19 protein-coding genes and 1 pseudogene are annotated in these 16,605 nt (G+C 68.9%); 17 read left to right on the forward strand and 3 right to left on the reverse strand.

Features of this window, described 5'->3' with window-relative positions:
• The first annotated feature begins 7 nt into the window (after positions 1 to 7).
• The 9 genes and pseudogenes from M3465_RS09410 to M3465_RS09450 all read left to right on the forward strand — a co-directional run bounded on the left by M3465_RS09410 (position 8) and on the right by M3465_RS09450 (position 7,236).
• Complete coding sequence (locus M3465_RS09410) at positions 8 to 259, forward strand: hypothetical protein (protein ID WP_249501468.1); 252 nt, start codon at positions 8 to 10, stop codon at positions 257 to 259.
• Positions 256 to 2,577 (forward strand): AAA family ATPase, encoded by a 2,322-nt coding sequence (locus tag M3465_RS09415; RefSeq protein ID WP_249501469.1) that lies wholly within the window; start codon positions 256 to 258, stop codon positions 2,575 to 2,577. Before M3465_RS09410 ends, M3465_RS09415 begins: the two co-directional genes overlap by 4 nt.
• 339 nt (positions 2,578 to 2,916) lie before the next feature.
• Positions 2,917 to 3,456, forward strand: coding sequence for a hypothetical protein (locus M3465_RS09420; protein ID WP_249501470.1), 540 nt, complete (start codon positions 2,917 to 2,919; stop codon positions 3,454 to 3,456).
• The gene (locus tag M3465_RS09425) at positions 3,453 to 3,653 is read left to right on the forward strand and encodes a hypothetical protein (protein ID WP_100929098.1); all 201 of its coding nucleotides are present in this window, start codon (positions 3,453 to 3,455) and stop codon (positions 3,651 to 3,653) included. Before M3465_RS09420 ends, M3465_RS09425 begins: the two co-directional genes overlap by 4 nt.
• A complete protein-coding gene (locus M3465_RS09430; RefSeq protein WP_249501471.1) occupies positions 3,646 to 4,026 on the forward strand; it encodes a DUF6362 family protein in 381 nt (126 codons plus the stop codon). Before M3465_RS09425 ends, M3465_RS09430 begins: the two co-directional genes overlap by 8 nt.
• A 416-nt stretch (positions 4,027 to 4,442) precedes the next feature.
• Positions 4,443 to 5,819 (forward strand): site-specific DNA-methyltransferase, encoded by a 1,377-nt coding sequence (locus tag M3465_RS09435; RefSeq protein WP_249501472.1) that lies wholly within the window; start codon positions 4,443 to 4,445, stop codon positions 5,817 to 5,819.
• 1 nt (position 5,820) lies between these two features.
• Positions 5,821 to 6,327 (forward strand): annotated as a pseudogene (locus M3465_RS09440) (DNA cytosine methyltransferase); the annotation flags it as partial.
• Between the two features lie 205 nt (positions 6,328 to 6,532).
• Positions 6,533 to 7,015: a hypothetical protein gene (locus tag M3465_RS09445; RefSeq protein WP_249501633.1), complete on the forward strand. Its 483-nt coding sequence runs from the start codon at positions 6,533 to 6,535 to the stop codon at positions 7,013 to 7,015.
• The gene (locus M3465_RS09450) at positions 7,012 to 7,236 is read left to right on the forward strand and encodes a DUF7220 family protein (protein ID WP_249501473.1); all 225 of its coding nucleotides are present in this window, start codon (positions 7,012 to 7,014) and stop codon (positions 7,234 to 7,236) included. The genes M3465_RS09445 and M3465_RS09450 overlap by 4 nt, the downstream gene beginning before the upstream one ends.
• 53 nt (positions 7,237 to 7,289) lie before the next feature.
• On the opposite strand, the gene M3465_RS09455 is transcribed toward M3465_RS09450, so the two are convergent.
• Positions 7,290 to 7,862, reverse strand: a complete 573-nt coding sequence (locus tag M3465_RS09455) for a DUF3489 domain-containing protein (protein ID WP_249501474.1) — start codon at positions 7,860 to 7,862, stop codon at positions 7,290 to 7,292.
• 95 nt (positions 7,863 to 7,957) lie between these two features.
• On the reverse strand, positions 7,958 to 8,230 hold the full coding sequence (locus M3465_RS09460) for a hypothetical protein (protein ID WP_036751164.1): 273 nt from the start codon (positions 8,228 to 8,230) through the stop codon (positions 7,958 to 7,960).
• Positions 8,231 to 8,341: 111 nt separating this feature from the next.
• On the opposite strand from M3465_RS09460, the gene M3465_RS09465 reads away from it, so the two are divergent.
• The 8 genes from M3465_RS09465 (at position 8,342) to M3465_RS09500 (ending at position 16,086) form a co-directional block, all read left to right on the forward strand.
• Positions 8,342 to 8,938 carry a hypothetical protein gene (locus M3465_RS09465; protein ID WP_249501475.1) on the forward strand — a complete coding sequence of 199 codons (597 nt, stop codon included), beginning with the start codon at positions 8,342 to 8,344 and terminating at the stop codon, positions 8,936 to 8,938.
• Positions 8,886 to 10,901: a phage terminase large subunit family protein gene (locus M3465_RS09470; protein ID WP_249501476.1), complete on the forward strand. Its 2,016-nt coding sequence runs from the start codon at positions 8,886 to 8,888 to the stop codon at positions 10,899 to 10,901. The genes M3465_RS09465 and M3465_RS09470 overlap by 53 nt, the downstream gene beginning before the upstream one ends.
• A 1-nt stretch (position 10,902) precedes the next feature.
• The gene (locus tag M3465_RS09475) at positions 10,903 to 11,112 is read left to right on the forward strand and encodes a phage head-tail joining protein (protein WP_028030714.1); all 210 of its coding nucleotides are present in this window, start codon (positions 10,903 to 10,905) and stop codon (positions 11,110 to 11,112) included.
• Positions 11,112 to 12,668, forward strand: a complete 1,557-nt coding sequence (locus M3465_RS09480) for a phage portal protein (RefSeq protein WP_249501477.1) — start codon at positions 11,112 to 11,114, stop codon at positions 12,666 to 12,668. Before M3465_RS09475 ends, M3465_RS09480 begins: the two co-directional genes overlap by 1 nt.
• Before the next feature lie 4 nt (positions 12,669 to 12,672).
• Positions 12,673 to 14,736, forward strand: a complete 2,064-nt coding sequence (locus tag M3465_RS09485; protein WP_249501478.1) for a prohead protease/major capsid protein fusion protein — start codon at positions 12,673 to 12,675, stop codon at positions 14,734 to 14,736.
• 74 nt (positions 14,737 to 14,810) lie between these two features.
• Positions 14,811 to 15,146 carry a DUF2190 family protein gene (locus tag M3465_RS09490; protein WP_062563543.1) on the forward strand — a complete coding sequence of 112 codons (336 nt, stop codon included), beginning with the start codon at positions 14,811 to 14,813 and terminating at the stop codon, positions 15,144 to 15,146.
• On the forward strand, positions 15,146 to 15,457 hold the full coding sequence (locus tag M3465_RS09495) for a head-tail joining protein (protein WP_249501479.1): 312 nt from the start codon (positions 15,146 to 15,148) through the stop codon (positions 15,455 to 15,457). The genes M3465_RS09490 and M3465_RS09495 overlap by 1 nt, the downstream gene beginning before the upstream one ends.
• Positions 15,454 to 16,086 carry a DUF6441 family protein gene (locus M3465_RS09500; RefSeq protein ID WP_249501480.1) on the forward strand — a complete coding sequence of 211 codons (633 nt, stop codon included), beginning with the start codon at positions 15,454 to 15,456 and terminating at the stop codon, positions 16,084 to 16,086. The genes M3465_RS09495 and M3465_RS09500 overlap by 4 nt, the downstream gene beginning before the upstream one ends.
• A gap of 66 nt (positions 16,087 to 16,152) precedes the next feature.
• Here M3465_RS09500 and M3465_RS09505 read toward each other — a convergent pair whose 3' ends face one another.
• Entirely contained in the window at positions 16,153 to 16,563 is a 411-nt protein-coding gene (locus M3465_RS09505) for a RidA family protein (protein ID WP_249501481.1), read from the reverse strand.
• Between the last annotated feature and the right edge of the window lie 42 nt (positions 16,564 to 16,605).

Consider the following 16,605-nt stretch of genomic DNA (forward strand, 5'->3'; position numbering starts at 1 on the left):
GGCCTACATGGAAGGAACGGTCCCCGGCATCTCGGCCGCGCCCGCGCTCTTCACCGCGATCAACAAGGACACGGCCGAGATGCACCACGAACTGGTGCCCTTCGACGCCGACCTCGCGCAGCGCATGTCCGACCGAGGCGTGCGGATCCTGCAGGCGACCGACGCGGGCGAGCTTCTGCCGCGCGTCGCCACCACGCCCGACTTCTTCGAATGCCGTTTCTGCCCGTGGTCCGAGCGCTGCTGGGGGCTGCCGGCATGAGCGACGACGGCATCCTGCATTTCAACCCGTGGATGGACTTCAACGACGGGCCACCGTCCGAGAACCCCTTCGGCTGCGACCCCGACCCCGAGCAGATCGCCGTCTTCCTCGACACCGTGTTCAGCTGGTGCGAAGGGCTGATCCCGCTGCGCGGCTTCGTCGACAAGGGTCAGGGCCGGGACGGCAAGCCGCACAACATCTGGATCCCCGCCGATGATACCGCGCCGGGGAAACTCGCGACCTTCGCCGCGTGGGCGAACCGCGAGGGCGCGGCGGTCTATGTCATCCCCGGCACCGTCGCCGAGCAGGGCCAGGCCCGCGCCGCCGACGTGCTGCAGATGCAGGCCATCGTCGTGGATCTCGACGCGGGCGATATCCCGGCCAAGCTGGGCCATGTCACACGCCACCTCGGCGCGCCCACGCTGATCATCGAAAGCGGCGGGCGCACGCCCGAGGGGGCGGCGAAGCTCCATGTCTGGTGGAAACTGACCGAACCTGCCGAGGGTGACGACCTGGTCACCCTCTGCCGCCTGCGCGGCGAGATCGCCGTGAAGGTCGGCGGCGACACGCATTTCCGCTCGGCGCACCAGCCGATCCGGGTGCCCGGCACGGTCTATCACAAGCACGGCCATCAACGCCTCGTGCAGATCCGCGAACATCGCGACGTCGAGGTGGACCTTGCGGATTTCGCCGACAAGGTCGCCGAGATGCCGCCGCTGCCAGGCGTGGGCTTCGCCAGCGACGTTGCCGCGCCGACCGCGAAGCCCGGCATCGACGCGGTGCTCACCACGCCGGTGCGCGAAGGCGCGGTAGACGACTGGTCCCGGTTCCAGGGAGCCAGCGCCGCCATCGGCCACTACGTGCGCCTGGTGCACGAGGGCCGCCTCGATCCCTTCGCGGGCTGGGAGGCGATCTGCGGCTACAACGCCGCCATGCTGCGCCCGTCCTGGCCGCTCGATCGGCTGCAGGCCGAGTCCGAACGGCTCTGGGCGCTGCATGTGAAGCGCAACGGTCCGCCGCTCCTGCGCGCAGCCCATGCCAATGCCCCGGCCAGCCCGCTGCCGACCTTCAGCCTCGGCGCGCTGCTCGACGACACGAGCCCGATGCCCGAGGACATCATCGGCCCCCGAGTGCTGACCCCGGGCGGGCTCCTGGTGCTGGGCGGCGCGCCCAAAGTCGGCAAGAGCGACTTCCTGATCTGCTGGCTCGTGCACATGGCCGCTGGCGTGCCGTTCCTTGGCTTCACGCCGCCCCGGTCGCTGCGCGTGTTCTACCTTCAGGCGGAGATCCAGTATCACTACCTGCGCGAGCGCATGCAGCAGATCGCGCTGCCCGCCGCCGTGATCGCCGCCGCGCGCGACACCTTCATCGCCACGCCGAAGCTGAAGCTGCTGCTCGATGCGGAGGGCGTCGCCCGTGCGGCCGAGGCGATCCGGGCCACATTCCCCGATGCGCCGCCCGACATCATCGTCATCGACCCGATCCGCAATCTCTTCGATGGCGGCCCCGAGGGCGGCGGCGAGAACGACAACACCGCCATGATGTTCTTCCTGAAGGACCGGGTCGAGCTCCTGCGCGAGGCGGTCAATCCGGACGCGGGCGTCATCCTCGCCCACCACACCCGCAAGGCCAGCAAGCATCAGGTCAAGGACGATCCCTTCCTCGCGCTCTCCGGCGCCAGCGCGCTGCGCGGTTTCTACACCTCGGGGCTGCTCATGCACCGGCCCGACGAGGACAGCAGCGTCCGCAGGCTGGAGATAGAGCTGCGCAACGGCCCCGCGTTGCCGGGCAAGCTGATCGACAAGGTGAAGGGCGAGTGGGTCGAGTTGAACCCGCTGAACGAGCGCCTGGTGCGCAAGGAGGTCGGCGCCAAACTCGATGCCGAGCGGCTGCGCAAGCACGATGTAATCCTCGGCATGCTGCTGGATGAGGCGGCGAGCGAGCGCCTCTACACCGCGATGCAGTTCGCCGAGACCTTCGAGAACCGGGGCGGTCTGGGCAGCAAGCACACGATCCGCGAGCGCCTCAGCGTGCTGTCGACCAAGGGCTTCGTGAAGTTCCTGCGCGACCCCTCGGGGTTCGGCTTCCCCGTCACCCGGTCCCGGTTCGGCTACCTCTGCGTGGAAGGCATGCAGTTCGGCGCGCCCGACGAGCATGTCGATCCGGACACCGGCGAGGTCACCACGACCGCCCGTCCGGTCCTGCCCAGCCACTTCAAATGCCCCCAATCTGGGCTCTGCCTGCAGGTCGAAAACCCCGCCGTCTGGGTCTACCCGGAGGGGCTGGAGGACGACCTCACTCATATGAGTGAGGCCTGACTCATATGACAGCGCCAACTGTGCACTCAACGAAATCAACGGGTTACGGGCAAATAAGAGTTAGGTCCCTGACTCACGCCCAAAGACTTCATGAAGTCTTATTCCACAATGATTTCAGCTACTTGCCCTCCTCGGAACAGTTAGGTGTCAAACCACCATACTACGTATGGGAGGGCCACCCCACAGGGTTGGCCACTCCTCCCATACGTCCGGGTCAGCCGCGCGCGCCGCCGTGACGCTCCCTTCTGCTCTCCGATCCGACGACGGCGGCCCCGTACCGCCAAGCACCAGACCGCCGTCGTCTTCCACCACCACAGCCCCCGGCAAAGGAGGCTCATCATGGCTCAGCCGACTCTGATCACGAATTGCGACGGCGCAAGGTTTGAAGCGCTGCCGCTCGACACCCCCCACAACCGCTGCATCCTCGCGCTCGACCTCGGCACCTCGACCGGCTGGGCGATCCGCGGCCATGACGGCCTGATCACCAGTGGCACCGTCTCGCTGCGCCCGGGGCGCTTCGACGGGGGCGGCATGCGCTACCTGCGCTTCACCAACTGGCTGACCGAGATCGACCGGCTGTCGGGGCTCGTCGCCGCGATCTGGTTCGAGGAGGTCCGCCGCCACGCGGGCACCGACGCGAGCCACATCTACGGCGGGCTCATGGCCACGCTGACCGCATGGGCCGAGCTGCGCGGCGTGCCCTACGAGGGCGTCCCGGTCGGCACGATCAAGCGTCACGCCTCGGGCAAGGGCAACGCCGACAAGGCCGCGATGGTCGCCGCCGTTCGCGCCCGCGGCTTCAGCCCGGCTGACGACAACGAGGCCGACGCCATCGCGCTCCTGCTCTGGGCGATCGAGACGAATGGGGGTGTCGCATGAGATGGCATCCCCACGGCTACGGCGGCCGACGCCGGGATCCCGAGCAGGTCAAGCGCGAGGGCTGGCAGGAACAGGGCGTCCTCGCGGTCTCCGCCGATGACGACCGCCTCACCTGGCCCGAGCGTGAACTGGTCCGTCAGCTCGGCGAAAAGCTCTACGGCCCGCGTCCCTCCGACAGGGAGGTGCGCCATGGCTGATCGCGAATGGACCGCCGACTGCGTCGCCGATCATTTCGAGGAGGCGTTCCGCACGCTGCGCAAGCTGCCGCCGGTGAAGGCGAAGGGCTACTTCAACACCTGGCCCGACATCGTGCGGACCAGCCGCGAGATCGCGGCGATGGAGCCGCAGCCGATGCGGGTCTGGCCCTCGGCCGCCGCGATCTCCCGGCTCGAGCAGACCTTCGACTGGGTGCTCTGGATCGAGGAGGCGGAGCGCAAGCTGGTCTGGTCCCGCGCGGCCCGCGTGCCGTGGAAGCAGATCAGCGGGGAACTCGGCTGCGACCGCACGACGGCGTGGCGTCGCTGGCAACTGGCGCTGACGAAGATCGCTGCGCGGCTGAATGCGCAGTGACTCCAATGTGTTGCAACACTTTTTCCTTCGACATCTGCAACATGATCGTGCTATTCCGAAGGCAAGATGGGGAGAGTGCGCTGGAAAGCCCGCTCTCCCCTTTGCGTTGACGGGGGCCTTCTGGACCCCGGTATCCAGCAAGGGTCCGGCCGGGGTCCAGCCCACGGCAGTTTCCGGTTCCTTCCTGGCGATATTCGTATGCTGGCGGGCGAAGCGCGGGACATCGCCAGCGACAGGGCCGGATTTTTGGGAAGCCACCCGTAAGCCGGAGCCACGCGCGCCCCGCGCAAACACCAATGAACGCTGGCCTTCCGACCGGACACCGCTGGTAGCCGCTGGACCCCGTGTGGAGTCCGGCCCGGCATCCGGAGTCCGCAAGCCAACGGCATCCACCCGACCGAGGAACCGTGCCCATCATGACGTTGAGCTTCGCACCGGACGCGATCGAGACGTGGCCGCTGGCCAAGCTCCAGCCCTACGCGAAGAACGCGAAGGCGCATGGCGCGGACCAGGTCGCGAAGATCGCAGCCAGCATAGCCGAGTTCGGCTGGACCGTGCCCTGCCTCGTCGCCGATGACGGGGAGCTGATCGCGGGCCATGGCCGGGTGCTGGCCGCGACGCAGCTCGGGCTGACTGAAGCGCCGGTGATCGTGCTCGGGCACCTGACCGAGGCGCAGCGCCGGGCTTACCGGATCGCGGACAACAAGCTGACCGAGCTGGGCACCTGGGACGAGGCGCTGCTGTCGGCGGAACTGAACGATCTGCTGGCCGAGGATTTCGACCTGTCGCTCGTCGGCTTCTCCGACGGCGAGTTGGACAAGCTGCTGGCCTACGTCGCGGAAGACGACGGTGAAGAAGGTGGCGCCGGGGGCTCCGTGCCGCCGGTGACCATCCCCGAACCGCCGCGCAACCCGGCATCGCGGACGGGTGATCTCTGGATCCTAGGCGACCACCGGTTGCTCTGCGGCGACAGCACCGGCGCGGCCGACGTGCGCCGACTGATGAACGGCGAGCGGGCGATCCTGTTCGCGACCGACCCGCCGTATCTCGTGGACTACGACGGCTCGAACCACCCGACCCGGAACAAGGACTGGTCGGCGTCCTACGGCACGACCTGGGACGACAGTTCGCAGGGGGCCGAGCTTTACGACGGGTTCATCGCGGCGGCCGTGGCGGAAGCCATTGCCGAAAATGCCGCCTGGTACTGCTGGCACGCCTCTCGCCGCCAGGCGATGCTGGAAGCCTGCTGGGAAAAGGCGGGCGCCTTCGTGCACCAGCAGATCATCTGGGTGAAGGACCGCGGGGTTCTGACCCGGTCGCATTACCTGTGGAAGCACGAGCCCTGCTTCATGGGCTGGCGCCGCCCGAACCGCCCGCCGAAGGTGGCCGAGGAAACGCTGCCATCGACATGGGCGCTGCCCAGCTTCGCCAAGGACGACCGGCCCGACCACCCGACGCCGAAACCGCTCGACGCCTTCGGGATCCCGATGCGCCAGCACGTGGCGCGCGGCGGGCTCTGCTACGAGCCATTCTCGGGCTCCGGCTCGCAGATCATGGCGGGCGAGGCCAATGGCCGCCGCGTCTTCGCAATGGAGATCAGCCCCGCCTATGTCGATGTCGCCGTGGAGCGCTGGCAAGCCGAGACCGGCCGCGACGCGATCCTCGACGGCGACGGTCGGACCTTCGCGCAGGTGAGGACCGAGCGGCTGGGCGACGATGCCGAGGCCCGGGCCGATACGCCGGACCCGGATGCCGCCCCAGAACTCGCGCGAAAGCGCAAGACCGCCGCGTGACATGCATGACCTGGCTTTACCTTCCTCCGGAGACGCTTCCGGGGCCGGAGACGCATGCCTCTTCGGCCTCTCCCTTTGCTCCGGCGCGGGCGGTCTCGACCTCGGGCTCGCCATCGCCATCCCCGGATATCGTGCTGTGGGCCATGTCGAACGGGAAACCTACGCCGCAGCCACTCTCGTGGCGCGGATGGAAGACGCGTCCCTGGATCAGGCTGTTGTCTGGGACGATGTTGCCACCTTCGACGGCCGCCCGTGGCGCGGCGCGGTGGACATCGTCACTGCGGGCTATCCGTGCCAGCCGTTCTCCGTCGCGGGCAAACGCCGGGGCGCGGATGACCCGCGCCACCTCTGGCCGCATGTCGCCCGCATCATCGGCGAAGTCGAACCGCCCTTCGTCTTCCTCGAGAATGTCGCACATCATCTCCGCCTCGGCTTCCCCGAAGTCGCCGCAGGACTGGTCGGCATGGGCTACCGCCTTGCGGCAGGCCTCTTCACGGCGGCGGAAGTCGGAGCGCCACACAAGCGCGAGCGGCTGTTCATCCTTGCCATCCGCGAAGGCTGCGAGTTGGCCGACCCCGCGCGCCTGCTCTGGCACCCGGTCGAGTGGCGGGAACCGAACGGAGCTGCTGCGGCTGTGGCCGACGCCAAGGGCCAGCGCCAACGAGAACCGGCAGACCAAGCCGACCCCCTCGCAGGAAGCGGGGCAGCACGGCATGAACCTCGCGACGACAGCCGCGATGTGGCCGACGCCGCAGATCGACAGCTTCCGCAGCCGGGGTGGCGACAGGCGCGACGAGAAGGGTCTGGGCCGGATGGCGCGGGACTGGCCGACGCCGATGGCGAACAACGGCTGCAAGCCGAGCGCGGGCAACCGGCGGACAGCAGACCTGACCCATGCAGCCGGAATGTGGATGACGCCGACGGCGCGCGATCACAAGGACGGGGCGACGAGCCTCGCGAACACCCCGGTGAACGGCCTGCTTGGCCGCCAGGTCCTGGTGACGCCGCTGGCTGGGAGCGATACCTCCGAGCCGCGCCGGACCTTGAACCCGCTGTTCGTCGAGGCGCTGATGGGCTGGCCCACCGGGTGGACCGGCTTCGCCTCTGTGGCAACGGCGTGGTCCCCTTGGTTGCGGCGCATGCGCTGCGAACTCTCGCAGCTGAATTGCTGGCCGATGGATGAGGTGGCGACATGAAGCAGTCGCGCGCCATGTCGCTGGTCGAATCCGTAGCCAACGTGATCGTCGGCTACGGCGTCGCGGTCGTCACGCAGATCCTGATCTTCCCGATCTTCGGGCTGCACACGACGCTGGCCCAGAACCTGAAGATGGGTGCGGTGTTCACCGTGGTGAGCATCGCCCGTTCCTTCGCCTTGCGGCGGGTGTTCGAGGCGATCCGGATGCGGAGCGCCAAATGATCGACCGCCGCCCCGGCGGGACGGCGGCCATCAGCTTGTCGGGGTCCGGCGCGTCAGGCGGCAGGAAGTCTGTACACGCGCCCCCGATCATCGACCTTCTCCGAGGTCACCTCGAGCCCGAGCTTCTTCTTCAGCGCCCCGGCCATCGCGCCGCGCACCGTGTGCGACTGCCATCCCGTCGCGGCCATGATCTCCTCGATGGTCGCGCCGTCTGGCGCGCTCAGCATGGCGATCAGGGTGGCCTGCTTGGTGCCCTCGCGCGGTGTGCGCGTCTTGGGCGCAGCCTTCGGTTCGGTGGGGGTGTCCGGCGCGGACTCCATGGTCGGCGCGTCCGTCGCGCCCGCAAGCGCGGGCCTCGCGTCCTCGGGCTCGATCCCGATGGCGGCGAGGCCTGCGTCGGTGGCAGCCAGCGTGACGCCGTGGCCGTCGCCGCTCTCGCGCCACATGGGCTCGCCCTTGCGCGTGTTGGCGTCGACCTCCTGCAGGAAGCCCTTGGCGAGCATCGCGCCGACCACCTTGGCGGCGGCGCCACCCCGGAGGCTCTCGGGCAGCGGCAAGGCGATGCGGTCCTCGCGCTGTGCGGCAGAGCTGAGGATGATGGCTTGGGTATCGGAAAGCTTGGTCATGGGGTCGTCTCCGTATTCGGGCCCGCGTCATGCGGCGCCTTCTACGACCCCGAGCCGCGCAGGGCGCGCGGCGGGAGTTCCGGCAGCGCCGGAGATCAGCGGGCGTGTTCGCCCTCGCCGAAGGCGCTGTCGGTGATGCGCTTCAGGAGGCTGGCGTAGTGTTCGAGGGTGCCGACCATCGCCCAGCCCGCCTCGTCGGGGGCACAGTTGAAATGGTCGTCGCTGAGCGCCTGCAGGCGGGCGAGCATCTCGTCGATCTCGGCTTTCTTGCCGATGAAGGCGGCGAGTGCCGCCTCCTTGTTCCGGCGCGCCTTCTCGGCGCGGAGTTCGTGACGCGGGGTGGTGATCGGGTTCAGGCGGGTGGTCATCGTGGTGGCTCCGTGGTGAGTTGCATCGCTTCGTTGGAGTGACGTTCGCTCTGTCCGCCGCGCTCATCAACTCGATAAGCACATGATTCTGAATGATAATCGGAGCCGTCGATGCAGGGCATGAGCGAGCGCCAGTACGCCGCCCATGTCGGGCTGTCGCGAGGCGCGATCCAGAAGGCGAAGACGGCCGAGCGGCTGGTTCTCTATCCCGACGGCAGCATCAATGCGGCGGCCAGCGACGCCAGACGGGCCGAGACGACGGACCCGTCGAAGACCCGCAAGCCGCCCGCACCGAAGCTGAAACCTGTTCCCGAGGCTGCAGTGGCCGCCGTCGGCGAGACGCTGCGCGAACAGGGTCTGGCGGTCCCGGCCGTTGGGGGCGGCACGACATTCCTGCAGGCGAAGACGGCCAACGAAGTGCTGAAGGCGCAGGAGCGGCGCATCCGGCTCCAGAAGCTGAAGGGGGAGTTGATCGAACGGGCCCGCGCGCTGGCGCTGGTGTTCCGGCTGGCGCGGGAGGAACGGGACGCGTGGGTGAACTGGCCCGCGCGCGCGGCGGCGTTGATGGCGGCCGAGCTCTCGGTCTCATGCAGCGACGCGACGGGCCAGCAGATCGCCGTGGAGCCAGCCGCGATGCAGAAGGTCCTGGAGAAACATGTACGCGCCCACCTCGACGAACTCGCCGAGGTCCGGCCCGACTTCCGGTGATGACAAGGATGATTTCGGCGGCCTGACGGACTTCGACGGCGCGGGCGAGATCCTGCGCGCCTGGGGCAACGGGCTGCGGCCCGACCCGGACCTGACCGTCTCGGAATGGGCGGACCGGCACCGGATGCTCTCGGGCCGCGCCTCGGCCGAGCCCGGACGATATCGCACGGTGCGCACGCCCTACATGCGCGAGATCATGGACCGGCTGAGCCCCGGCGATCCGACCCAGCGGATCGTGTTCATGAAGGCCGCGCAGGTCGGCGCGACCGAGGCCGGGAACAACTGGATCGGGTTCGCCATCCACCAGGCGCCGGGCCCGATGCTCGCGGTCCAGCCGACGGTGGAACTGGCCAAGCGCAACTCGCGCCAGCGGATCGACCCGCTGATCGACGAGAGCCCCGAGCTGCGGGAGCGGGTGAAACCCGCGCGCTCCCGCGATGCGGGCAACACAATGCTGTCCAAGGAATTCGCGGGCGGCATCCTGATCATGACAGGCGCGAACTCGGCGGTCGGGCTGCGCTCGACGCCCGCGCGTTACATCTTCCTCGACGAGGTCGATGCCTATCCGGCCTCGGCCGATGAGGAAGGAGACCCGGTCACGCTGGCGGAAGCCCGGTCGCTGACCTTCGCCCATCGGCGCAAGGTGCTGCTGGTCTCGACGCCCACGATCCGGGGGCTGTCGCGCATCGAGCGGGAGTTCGAGGCCAGCGACCAGCGGCGGTTCTTCGTGCCGTGCCCGCATTGCGGCCACGCGCAATGGCTGAAGTTCGACCGGCTGCGCTGGCAGAAGGGCCGCCCGGAGACGGCGGAATATCACTGCGAGGGCTGCGACGCGGCAATCGCGGAACACCACAAGACGGCGATGCTGGAGGGCGGCGAATGGCGGGCAACCGCCACGGCCGCCGATCCGACCACGGTCGGGTATCACCTTTCAGCGCTTTATTCGCCGATCGGCTGGTTGAGCTGGGAGCGGATCGTGCGGGCCTGGGACGCGGCACAGGGGTCGGACGAGGCGATCAAGGCGTTCCGCAACACGATCCTCGGCGAGACCTGGGTCGAGACCGGGGAAGCGCCGGACTGGCAGCGGCTCTACGACCGGCGCGAGCGCTGGACATCCGGCACGGTGCCTGCGGGCGGGCTGTTCCTGACCGCCGGGGCCGATGTGCAGAAGGACCGGATCGAGGTCGATGTCTGGGCCTGGGGTCGCGGGCTGGAAAGCTGGCTCGTCGATCACGTCGTGATCGAGGGCGGGCCGGATCGGCATGACGCCTGGTCGGAACTGACCGCGCTGCTCGACCGGTCCTGGCCGCACGAACGCGGCGCGCATCTGCGGATAGCGCGGCTCGCGATCGACACGGGCTACGAGGCCCCGGCGGTCTATTCCTGGTCGCGGGCGCAGGGGTTTGGGCAGGTGTCGCCGGTCAAGGGCGTCGAGGGATTCAACCGCTCGAGCCCGGTGTCGGGGCCGACCTTCGTGGACGCGACCGAGGGCGGCAAGCGCCTCCGGCGCGGGGCGCGGCTCTGGACCGTGGCGGTGTCGACCTTCAAGGCCGAGACCTACCGGTTCCTGCGGCTGGCGCGGCCGACCGAGGAGGACATGGCCGACGGGGCGGCATTCCCGCCCGGCTCGGTGCACCTGCCGCACTGGGTCGAGAACGAATGGCTGAAGCAGTTCGTGGCCGAACAGCTGGTGACGGTGCGCACGAAACGCGGCTTCGCCCGGCTGGAATGGCAGAAGCTGCGCGAGCGCAACGAGGCGCTGGACTGCCGGGTCTATGCCCGCGCCGCCGCCTGGATCGCGGGCGCGGACCGCTGGTCCGACGAGAAATGGCGCGATCTCGAGGATCAGCTCGGGGCCGCCCCCACCGACACCGATCCCGCCGGGCAGGTCAACCGGCCGGGACAGGCCCCGCAGGGCAAGCGCCGCTCCGACTGGCTCGGGCGGCGGGAGGGATGGTTCTGACATGACGGACTGGACGGAAACCGAGCTCTCGGCGCTGCGCCGAGCCTATGCCAGCGGCACGACCCGGGTCAGCTATGACGGCAAGTCGGTGGATTACGGCTCGGCCGAGGATCTGCTCGCCCGCATCCGCACCATCGAGCGCGCCATCGCCGGGACGACCCGACCGCTGCCCGTGGCCGGGCTCGCGGGCTTCTCGCGCGGGGACCGCTGATGTCGGCCAACTGGTTCGACCACGCCATCGCATCGGTGGCGCCGCGCATGGCGGCCCGGCGCGTGCTGGCACGGCAGGCCTTCGAGACCCTGACGCGGGGCTATGACGGCGCCGCGCGAGGACGGCGAACCGAGGGCTGGCGCGCGCCGGGATCCTCGGCCGACACCGAGATCGACGTGGCCGGGGCGCTCTTGCGCGACCGGATGCGCGATCTCGTGCGCAACAACCCGCATGCGGCCAAGGCCGTGGCGGTGCTGGTCAACAACATCATCGGCGGAGGGATCATGCCCCGCGCCGCCAGCGGTGACGACACGCTGGACCGGAAGGTGGATACGCTGTTCGAGCGCTGGACGGCGGACTGCGACGCCGATGGCCAGCTTGACTTCTATGGCCTGCAGACGCTGATCTGCCGGGAGATGGTCGAGGCGGGCGAGGTTCTGGTGCGCCGCCGCCTGCGGCGCGCGAGCGACGGCCTGCCGGTGCCGCTGCAATTGCAGGTGCTGGAAGCCGACTTCCTCGACGCCACCAAGTCCGGAGCCCTCGGCGCAGGGCGCCTCGTGCAGGGGATCGAGTTCGACCCGGTCGGGAAGCGCCGGGCTTACTGGCTGCATGCCGAGCATCCGGGCGACGCCTACGGGGCCTTGCAGAACGGGTTGCAGAGCCGCCCGGTCCCCGCGACCGAGATCGCCCATGTCTACGAGAAGCAGCGCACGCAAGCGCGCGGCGTCCCCTGGGGCGCGCCGGTGATCCGGTCGTTGCGTGATCTCGACGACTATGAAGTGGCCGAACTGGTTCGCAAGAAGACCGAGGCCTGCGTCACCGCCATCGTCTTCGGCGACGACGAGGCGCAACAGGGCATCGCGCCCTCCGTGGTCGATGCCGACGGCAACCGGGTGGAACAGTTCGAGCCGGGGCTGATCGCCTATGCCCGCGGCGGCAAGGACATCCGCTTCAACCAGCCCTCGGCGACGGGCGGCTACGGCGAATACAAGCGCGCGAGCCTGCACACGATCTCGGCAGGCTTCCGCGTGCCCTACGAGCTGCTGACGGGGGACCTGTCCCAAGTGAACTACTCCTCGATCCGGGCGGGTCTCGTGGAGTTCCGCCGCCAGATCGACGCCGTCCAATGGCAGCTGTTCATCCCGATGTTCTGCGCCCCGGTGTGGCGGTGGTTCACGGAAGCCGCATGGGCGGCGGGGCAGATCCCGTCGCCGATCGTGCCTGTGGAATGGTCGCCGCCGAAGTTCGAGGCGGTCGATCCGCAGAAGGACGCGATGGCGAACCTGCTGTCGATCCGCTCGGGCACCATGACGCTAGCCGAGGTGATCGCGAAACAGGGACGCAACCCGGACGCGGTGCTGGCCGAGATCGCCGCGACCAACGCCAAGCTCGATGCGCTGGGGCTGGTGCTCGACAGCGACCCGCGACGGGCCACCAAGACCGGCAGCGCGCAGACCGGCGACACAGCGACCGATCCGGCCGCCGACGAACCGGACACCGACGACCCGGCCGCCAACGCGGACAATGACCCGGCGCAGGCCGACCAACAGGACTGACCTCATGGACACGATGATCGAACTGCCGGCCATGCGCCGGTCGGCGGAGCTTGCGCCGAACACCGCCGATGCCGACACCCGCACCGTCGAGGTGGTCTGGTCGGCCGGGGCCCGCGTCCGGCGCGCGACATTCTTCGGGGAGCCCTACGACGAGGAGCTGAGCCTCGATCCCGCCCATGTCCGGCTCGACCGGCTGAACGCGGGCGCGCCGTTCCTGAAGGTGCACGAGCTCGACACGCTCGACGCGGTGATCGGCTCGGTCGTGCCGGGCTCTGCCCGGATCGAGAACGGCCGCGGCATCGCGCTGGTCCGGATCAGCGAACGCGCCGATGTCGAGCCGATCTGGCGCGACATCCAGGCCGGGCACATCCGCGCGGTCTCCATCGGCTACCAGGTCCACCGCTTCGAGGTCTCGAAGCCCGAGGCCGCCCGCGAGCTTTGGCGGGCGGTGGACTGGACGCCCTTCGAGGTCTCCGCCGTCGCGGTCGGCGCCGACCCCGCCGCGGGCTTCCGCGCCCAGCATCCCCTTCACGACTGCGTCCTTCACCGCCGGGACGCCCCCACAGAGCAAGGAGCATCCCCGATGACGGACAAGACCGAGACCCCGGCGAGCGACGCCGCAACCCCCGCCACCACCCAGCCGACCGAGCCGGTCGCAACCGAGGACACCCCCATGACCGAGCCGAAACCGGCTGCGCCCGACCCGAAGGTCGCCGCAGTGGAAACCCGCACCCAGCCGAAGCTTCAAAATACCGATGCCCCCGCTGCGCCCGACACCGAAGCCGTCGCGACCCGCGCCCGCGAGGCCGAGCGCGACCGCGTCTCGACCATCTACGATCTGGCAGGCCGCCTGAACCTCGAGCGCGGCTTCGCCGAGGATCTGGTCAAGCGCGGCGTCAGCATCGACGAGTCCCGCCGACTGATCCTCGACCAGGTCGCCGCGAAATCCGACGAGACCCGGAACTTCCCCCATGTCTCCGTCCCGCTCGGCGGCCGAGACGAGTGCATCACCCGCCGTGACGCGGTGGCGAACGCACTGCTGCACCGCTACAGCCCAACGCTGTTCCAGCTCGAGGACGCCGCGCGCCAGTATCGCGGCATGACGCTGCTGGAGCTCGCCCGCGAAAGCCTCGGCAATGCCGGGGTCAACACGCGCGGCCTGTCGCGTGACGAGGTGGCGACGCGCGCGCTGCACTCGACCTCGGACTTCCCCGAGATCCTGTCGGCCGTCACCAACAAGACGCTGCGGCAGGCCTACGAGGCCTATCCCCGCACCTTCATGCTGTTCTGTCGCCAGGTGCTGGCGACCGACTTCAAGGCGATGCATCGCGTCCAGCTCGGCGAAGCCCCGCAGCTGCTCGAGGTCGGCGAAAGCGGCGAGTTCAAGCGCGGCACGCTGGGCGAGAGCAAGGAGAGCTACAAGGTCAAGACCTATGGCCGGGTGGTCGCCATCACCCGTCAGACGCTGATCAACGACGATCTCGACGCCTTCACCCGCATCCCGGCGATGTACGGCAACTCCATCGCCCAGCTGGAGTCGGACGTGGTCTGGGGGATCATCACCGCCAACCCAGCGATGGCCGACGGCAACGCGCTGTTCCACACCACCCACAAGAACCTCGCCGGCACCGGCGCGGCGCTCGACGTCGGCAGCGTCGGCGCGGCCCGCGCCGCGATGGCCAAGCAGACCGGCCTCGACAAGAAGACGGTGCTGAACGTCCGCCCCGCCTTCCTGATCGTGCCCGCCTCGCTGGAACTGAAGGCCGAGCAGCTGGTCGCGCAGAACCTGGTGCCCGCCGCGACCTCCAGCGTGGTGCCGCAGTCGATCCGCACCCTCGCGCCGATCAGCGAGCCCCGGCTCGACGCCGCCAGCGAGACCGCCTGGTATCTGGCGGCTAGCCCGAACCAGATCGACACCATCGAATACGCCTATCTCGAGGGCCAGCAGGGCGCCTATATCGAGACGCGCAACGGCTTCGACGTCGACGGGGTCGAGATCAAGTGCCGCCTCGACTTCGGAGCCAAGGCCATCGACTGGCGCGGCCTCTACAAGAACCCGGGCGCGTAAGGCGCGCTTCCTGAACCCTGACACACGGGCAGTCCTGACGGGCCGCCCTTCGTCTTTCCACGAGGATCCCCATCATGAAAACCTACGTCCAGCCCGGCAACACCATCACCCTGACCGCGCCCTATGCCGTCGCCTCCGGCGATGGCCTGCTCGTCGGCTCCATCTTCGGCATCGCCGCGGGTGCCGCCGCCATTGGCGAGCCCGTCGAGACCGCGCTCGTCGGCGTGTTCGACATCACCAAGGTCGGCTCCCAGGCGTGGACGGTTGGCGCCAAGGTCTATTGGGACGACACCAACAAGCGCACCACGACCGTCGCGACCGACAACACCCTCATCGGCGCGGCCGTCGAGGCGGTGGCGAGCGGTGCGGGCGACACCATCGGCCGGGTGCGCCTGAACGCGACGTTCTGATGAGCGCCTTCGCCGCCGCAGTGGGCGCGCTCTTCGCGGATCCCAACATCGGCCGAGACGCGATCTACATCGCCGATGGCGGCGCGCCCGTCCTGGTGCGCGTCGTCGCCCGGCGTGCGGATGTCGTCTCCGACTTCGGCGACGCGCGTCTCTGGTCCGAGACCACCCGGGTCGACCTGCGCGTCGCTGAGGTGACGAACCCGCGCGCGGGCGACCGCATCGAGATCGACGGGGACGCCTTCCTCATCCAGGGCGAGCCCGTTCGTGACCGCGAGCGGCTGGTCTGGACCGTCGATCTGAGGCCCGCGTGAAACTGAAGCTCGACATCGATCCCGACATCGTCGCGATGATGGCGGCCGAGGTCGCGGCGGGCGAACGCGCGGTGACCGCCGCCATGCGCGAGGCCGGGACGGGGCTGAAGACCGCGTGGCGATTGCAGATCACCGGCGCGGGTCTCGGGACCCGGCTCGCCAACTCGATCCGCAGCCAGAACTTCCCGAGGTCGGGCGAAAGCCCTGATGCCGCGGCGCTGGTCTGGTCGAAGGCTCCGGTCATCGTCGGTGCGCATGACACGGGGCCGCTGATCCGCTCCAAAGACGGGTTCTGGCTGGCGATCCCGCTGCCTACTGCGGGCAAGTCCCTGCGCGGCGGCCGGATCACCCCCGGCGAATGGGAGCGCCGCCGCGGCCTGCGCCTGCGTTTCGTCTATCGCCGCACGGGGCCGAGCCTGCTAGTGGCGGAGAGCCGGCTGAACACGAAGGGCCAGGCGGTGGTGTCGCGCTCGAAGACCGGGCGCGGCAAGGTCACCGCGCCAATCTTCCTGCTCGTGCCGCAGGTGAAACTGCCGAAGCGGCTGGATCTGGCGCGGGATGCAGACCGGGCATTGGACAGCGTGCCGGGGCTGATCGTGGCTAACTGGGTGGAGGGGCGGTTGGCTTGATTGGTTGGCAAGCGAGACGGTCAGACGACTTCGATGCCGCCCGACCGCTTCAAACTCAGCCCCGCCTTATGCAGCAGCGGTGGCTTCGATCTCGAACAGCAGGCCCGGAATCGCGAGCCGCGTCACCCCGAGCAAGGTCATCGGAGGTGCGCACTGGATCGGCCCGAAGCGCATGCCGAGCAAGTCGAAATTCTTCAGCGCCTCATCGACGTCGGTGGCATAGACAACCAGCCGAATGACATTGCTGAGGCTCATGTCCGCCTTTGCAAGGACGGCCTCGAGATTGTCGAGCGCAAGGCTGATCTGCGCGCGCATGTCGCCTGCGTGCTGCGGGTTGCCTTCCGCGTCGACAGCAGTCTGCCCCGCACAGATCAGTTGGCGCGAAGTGCCTTCGATGATCTCGGCCTGATTGTAGCCGAGCTTGAGGGACCAATCCCAGGGGTTCACAGCGGTGCGTTGCATTGTCGGTGTCTCCATGCTGACTGTTTCCTGATCCTCCTGAACTGAATTGGTGCCAAA

It is taken from the genome of Marivita sp. GX14005, from assembly GCF_023370775.1.
Taxonomy (GTDB): Bacteria; Pseudomonadota; Alphaproteobacteria; order Rhodobacterales; family Rhodobacteraceae; genus Marivita.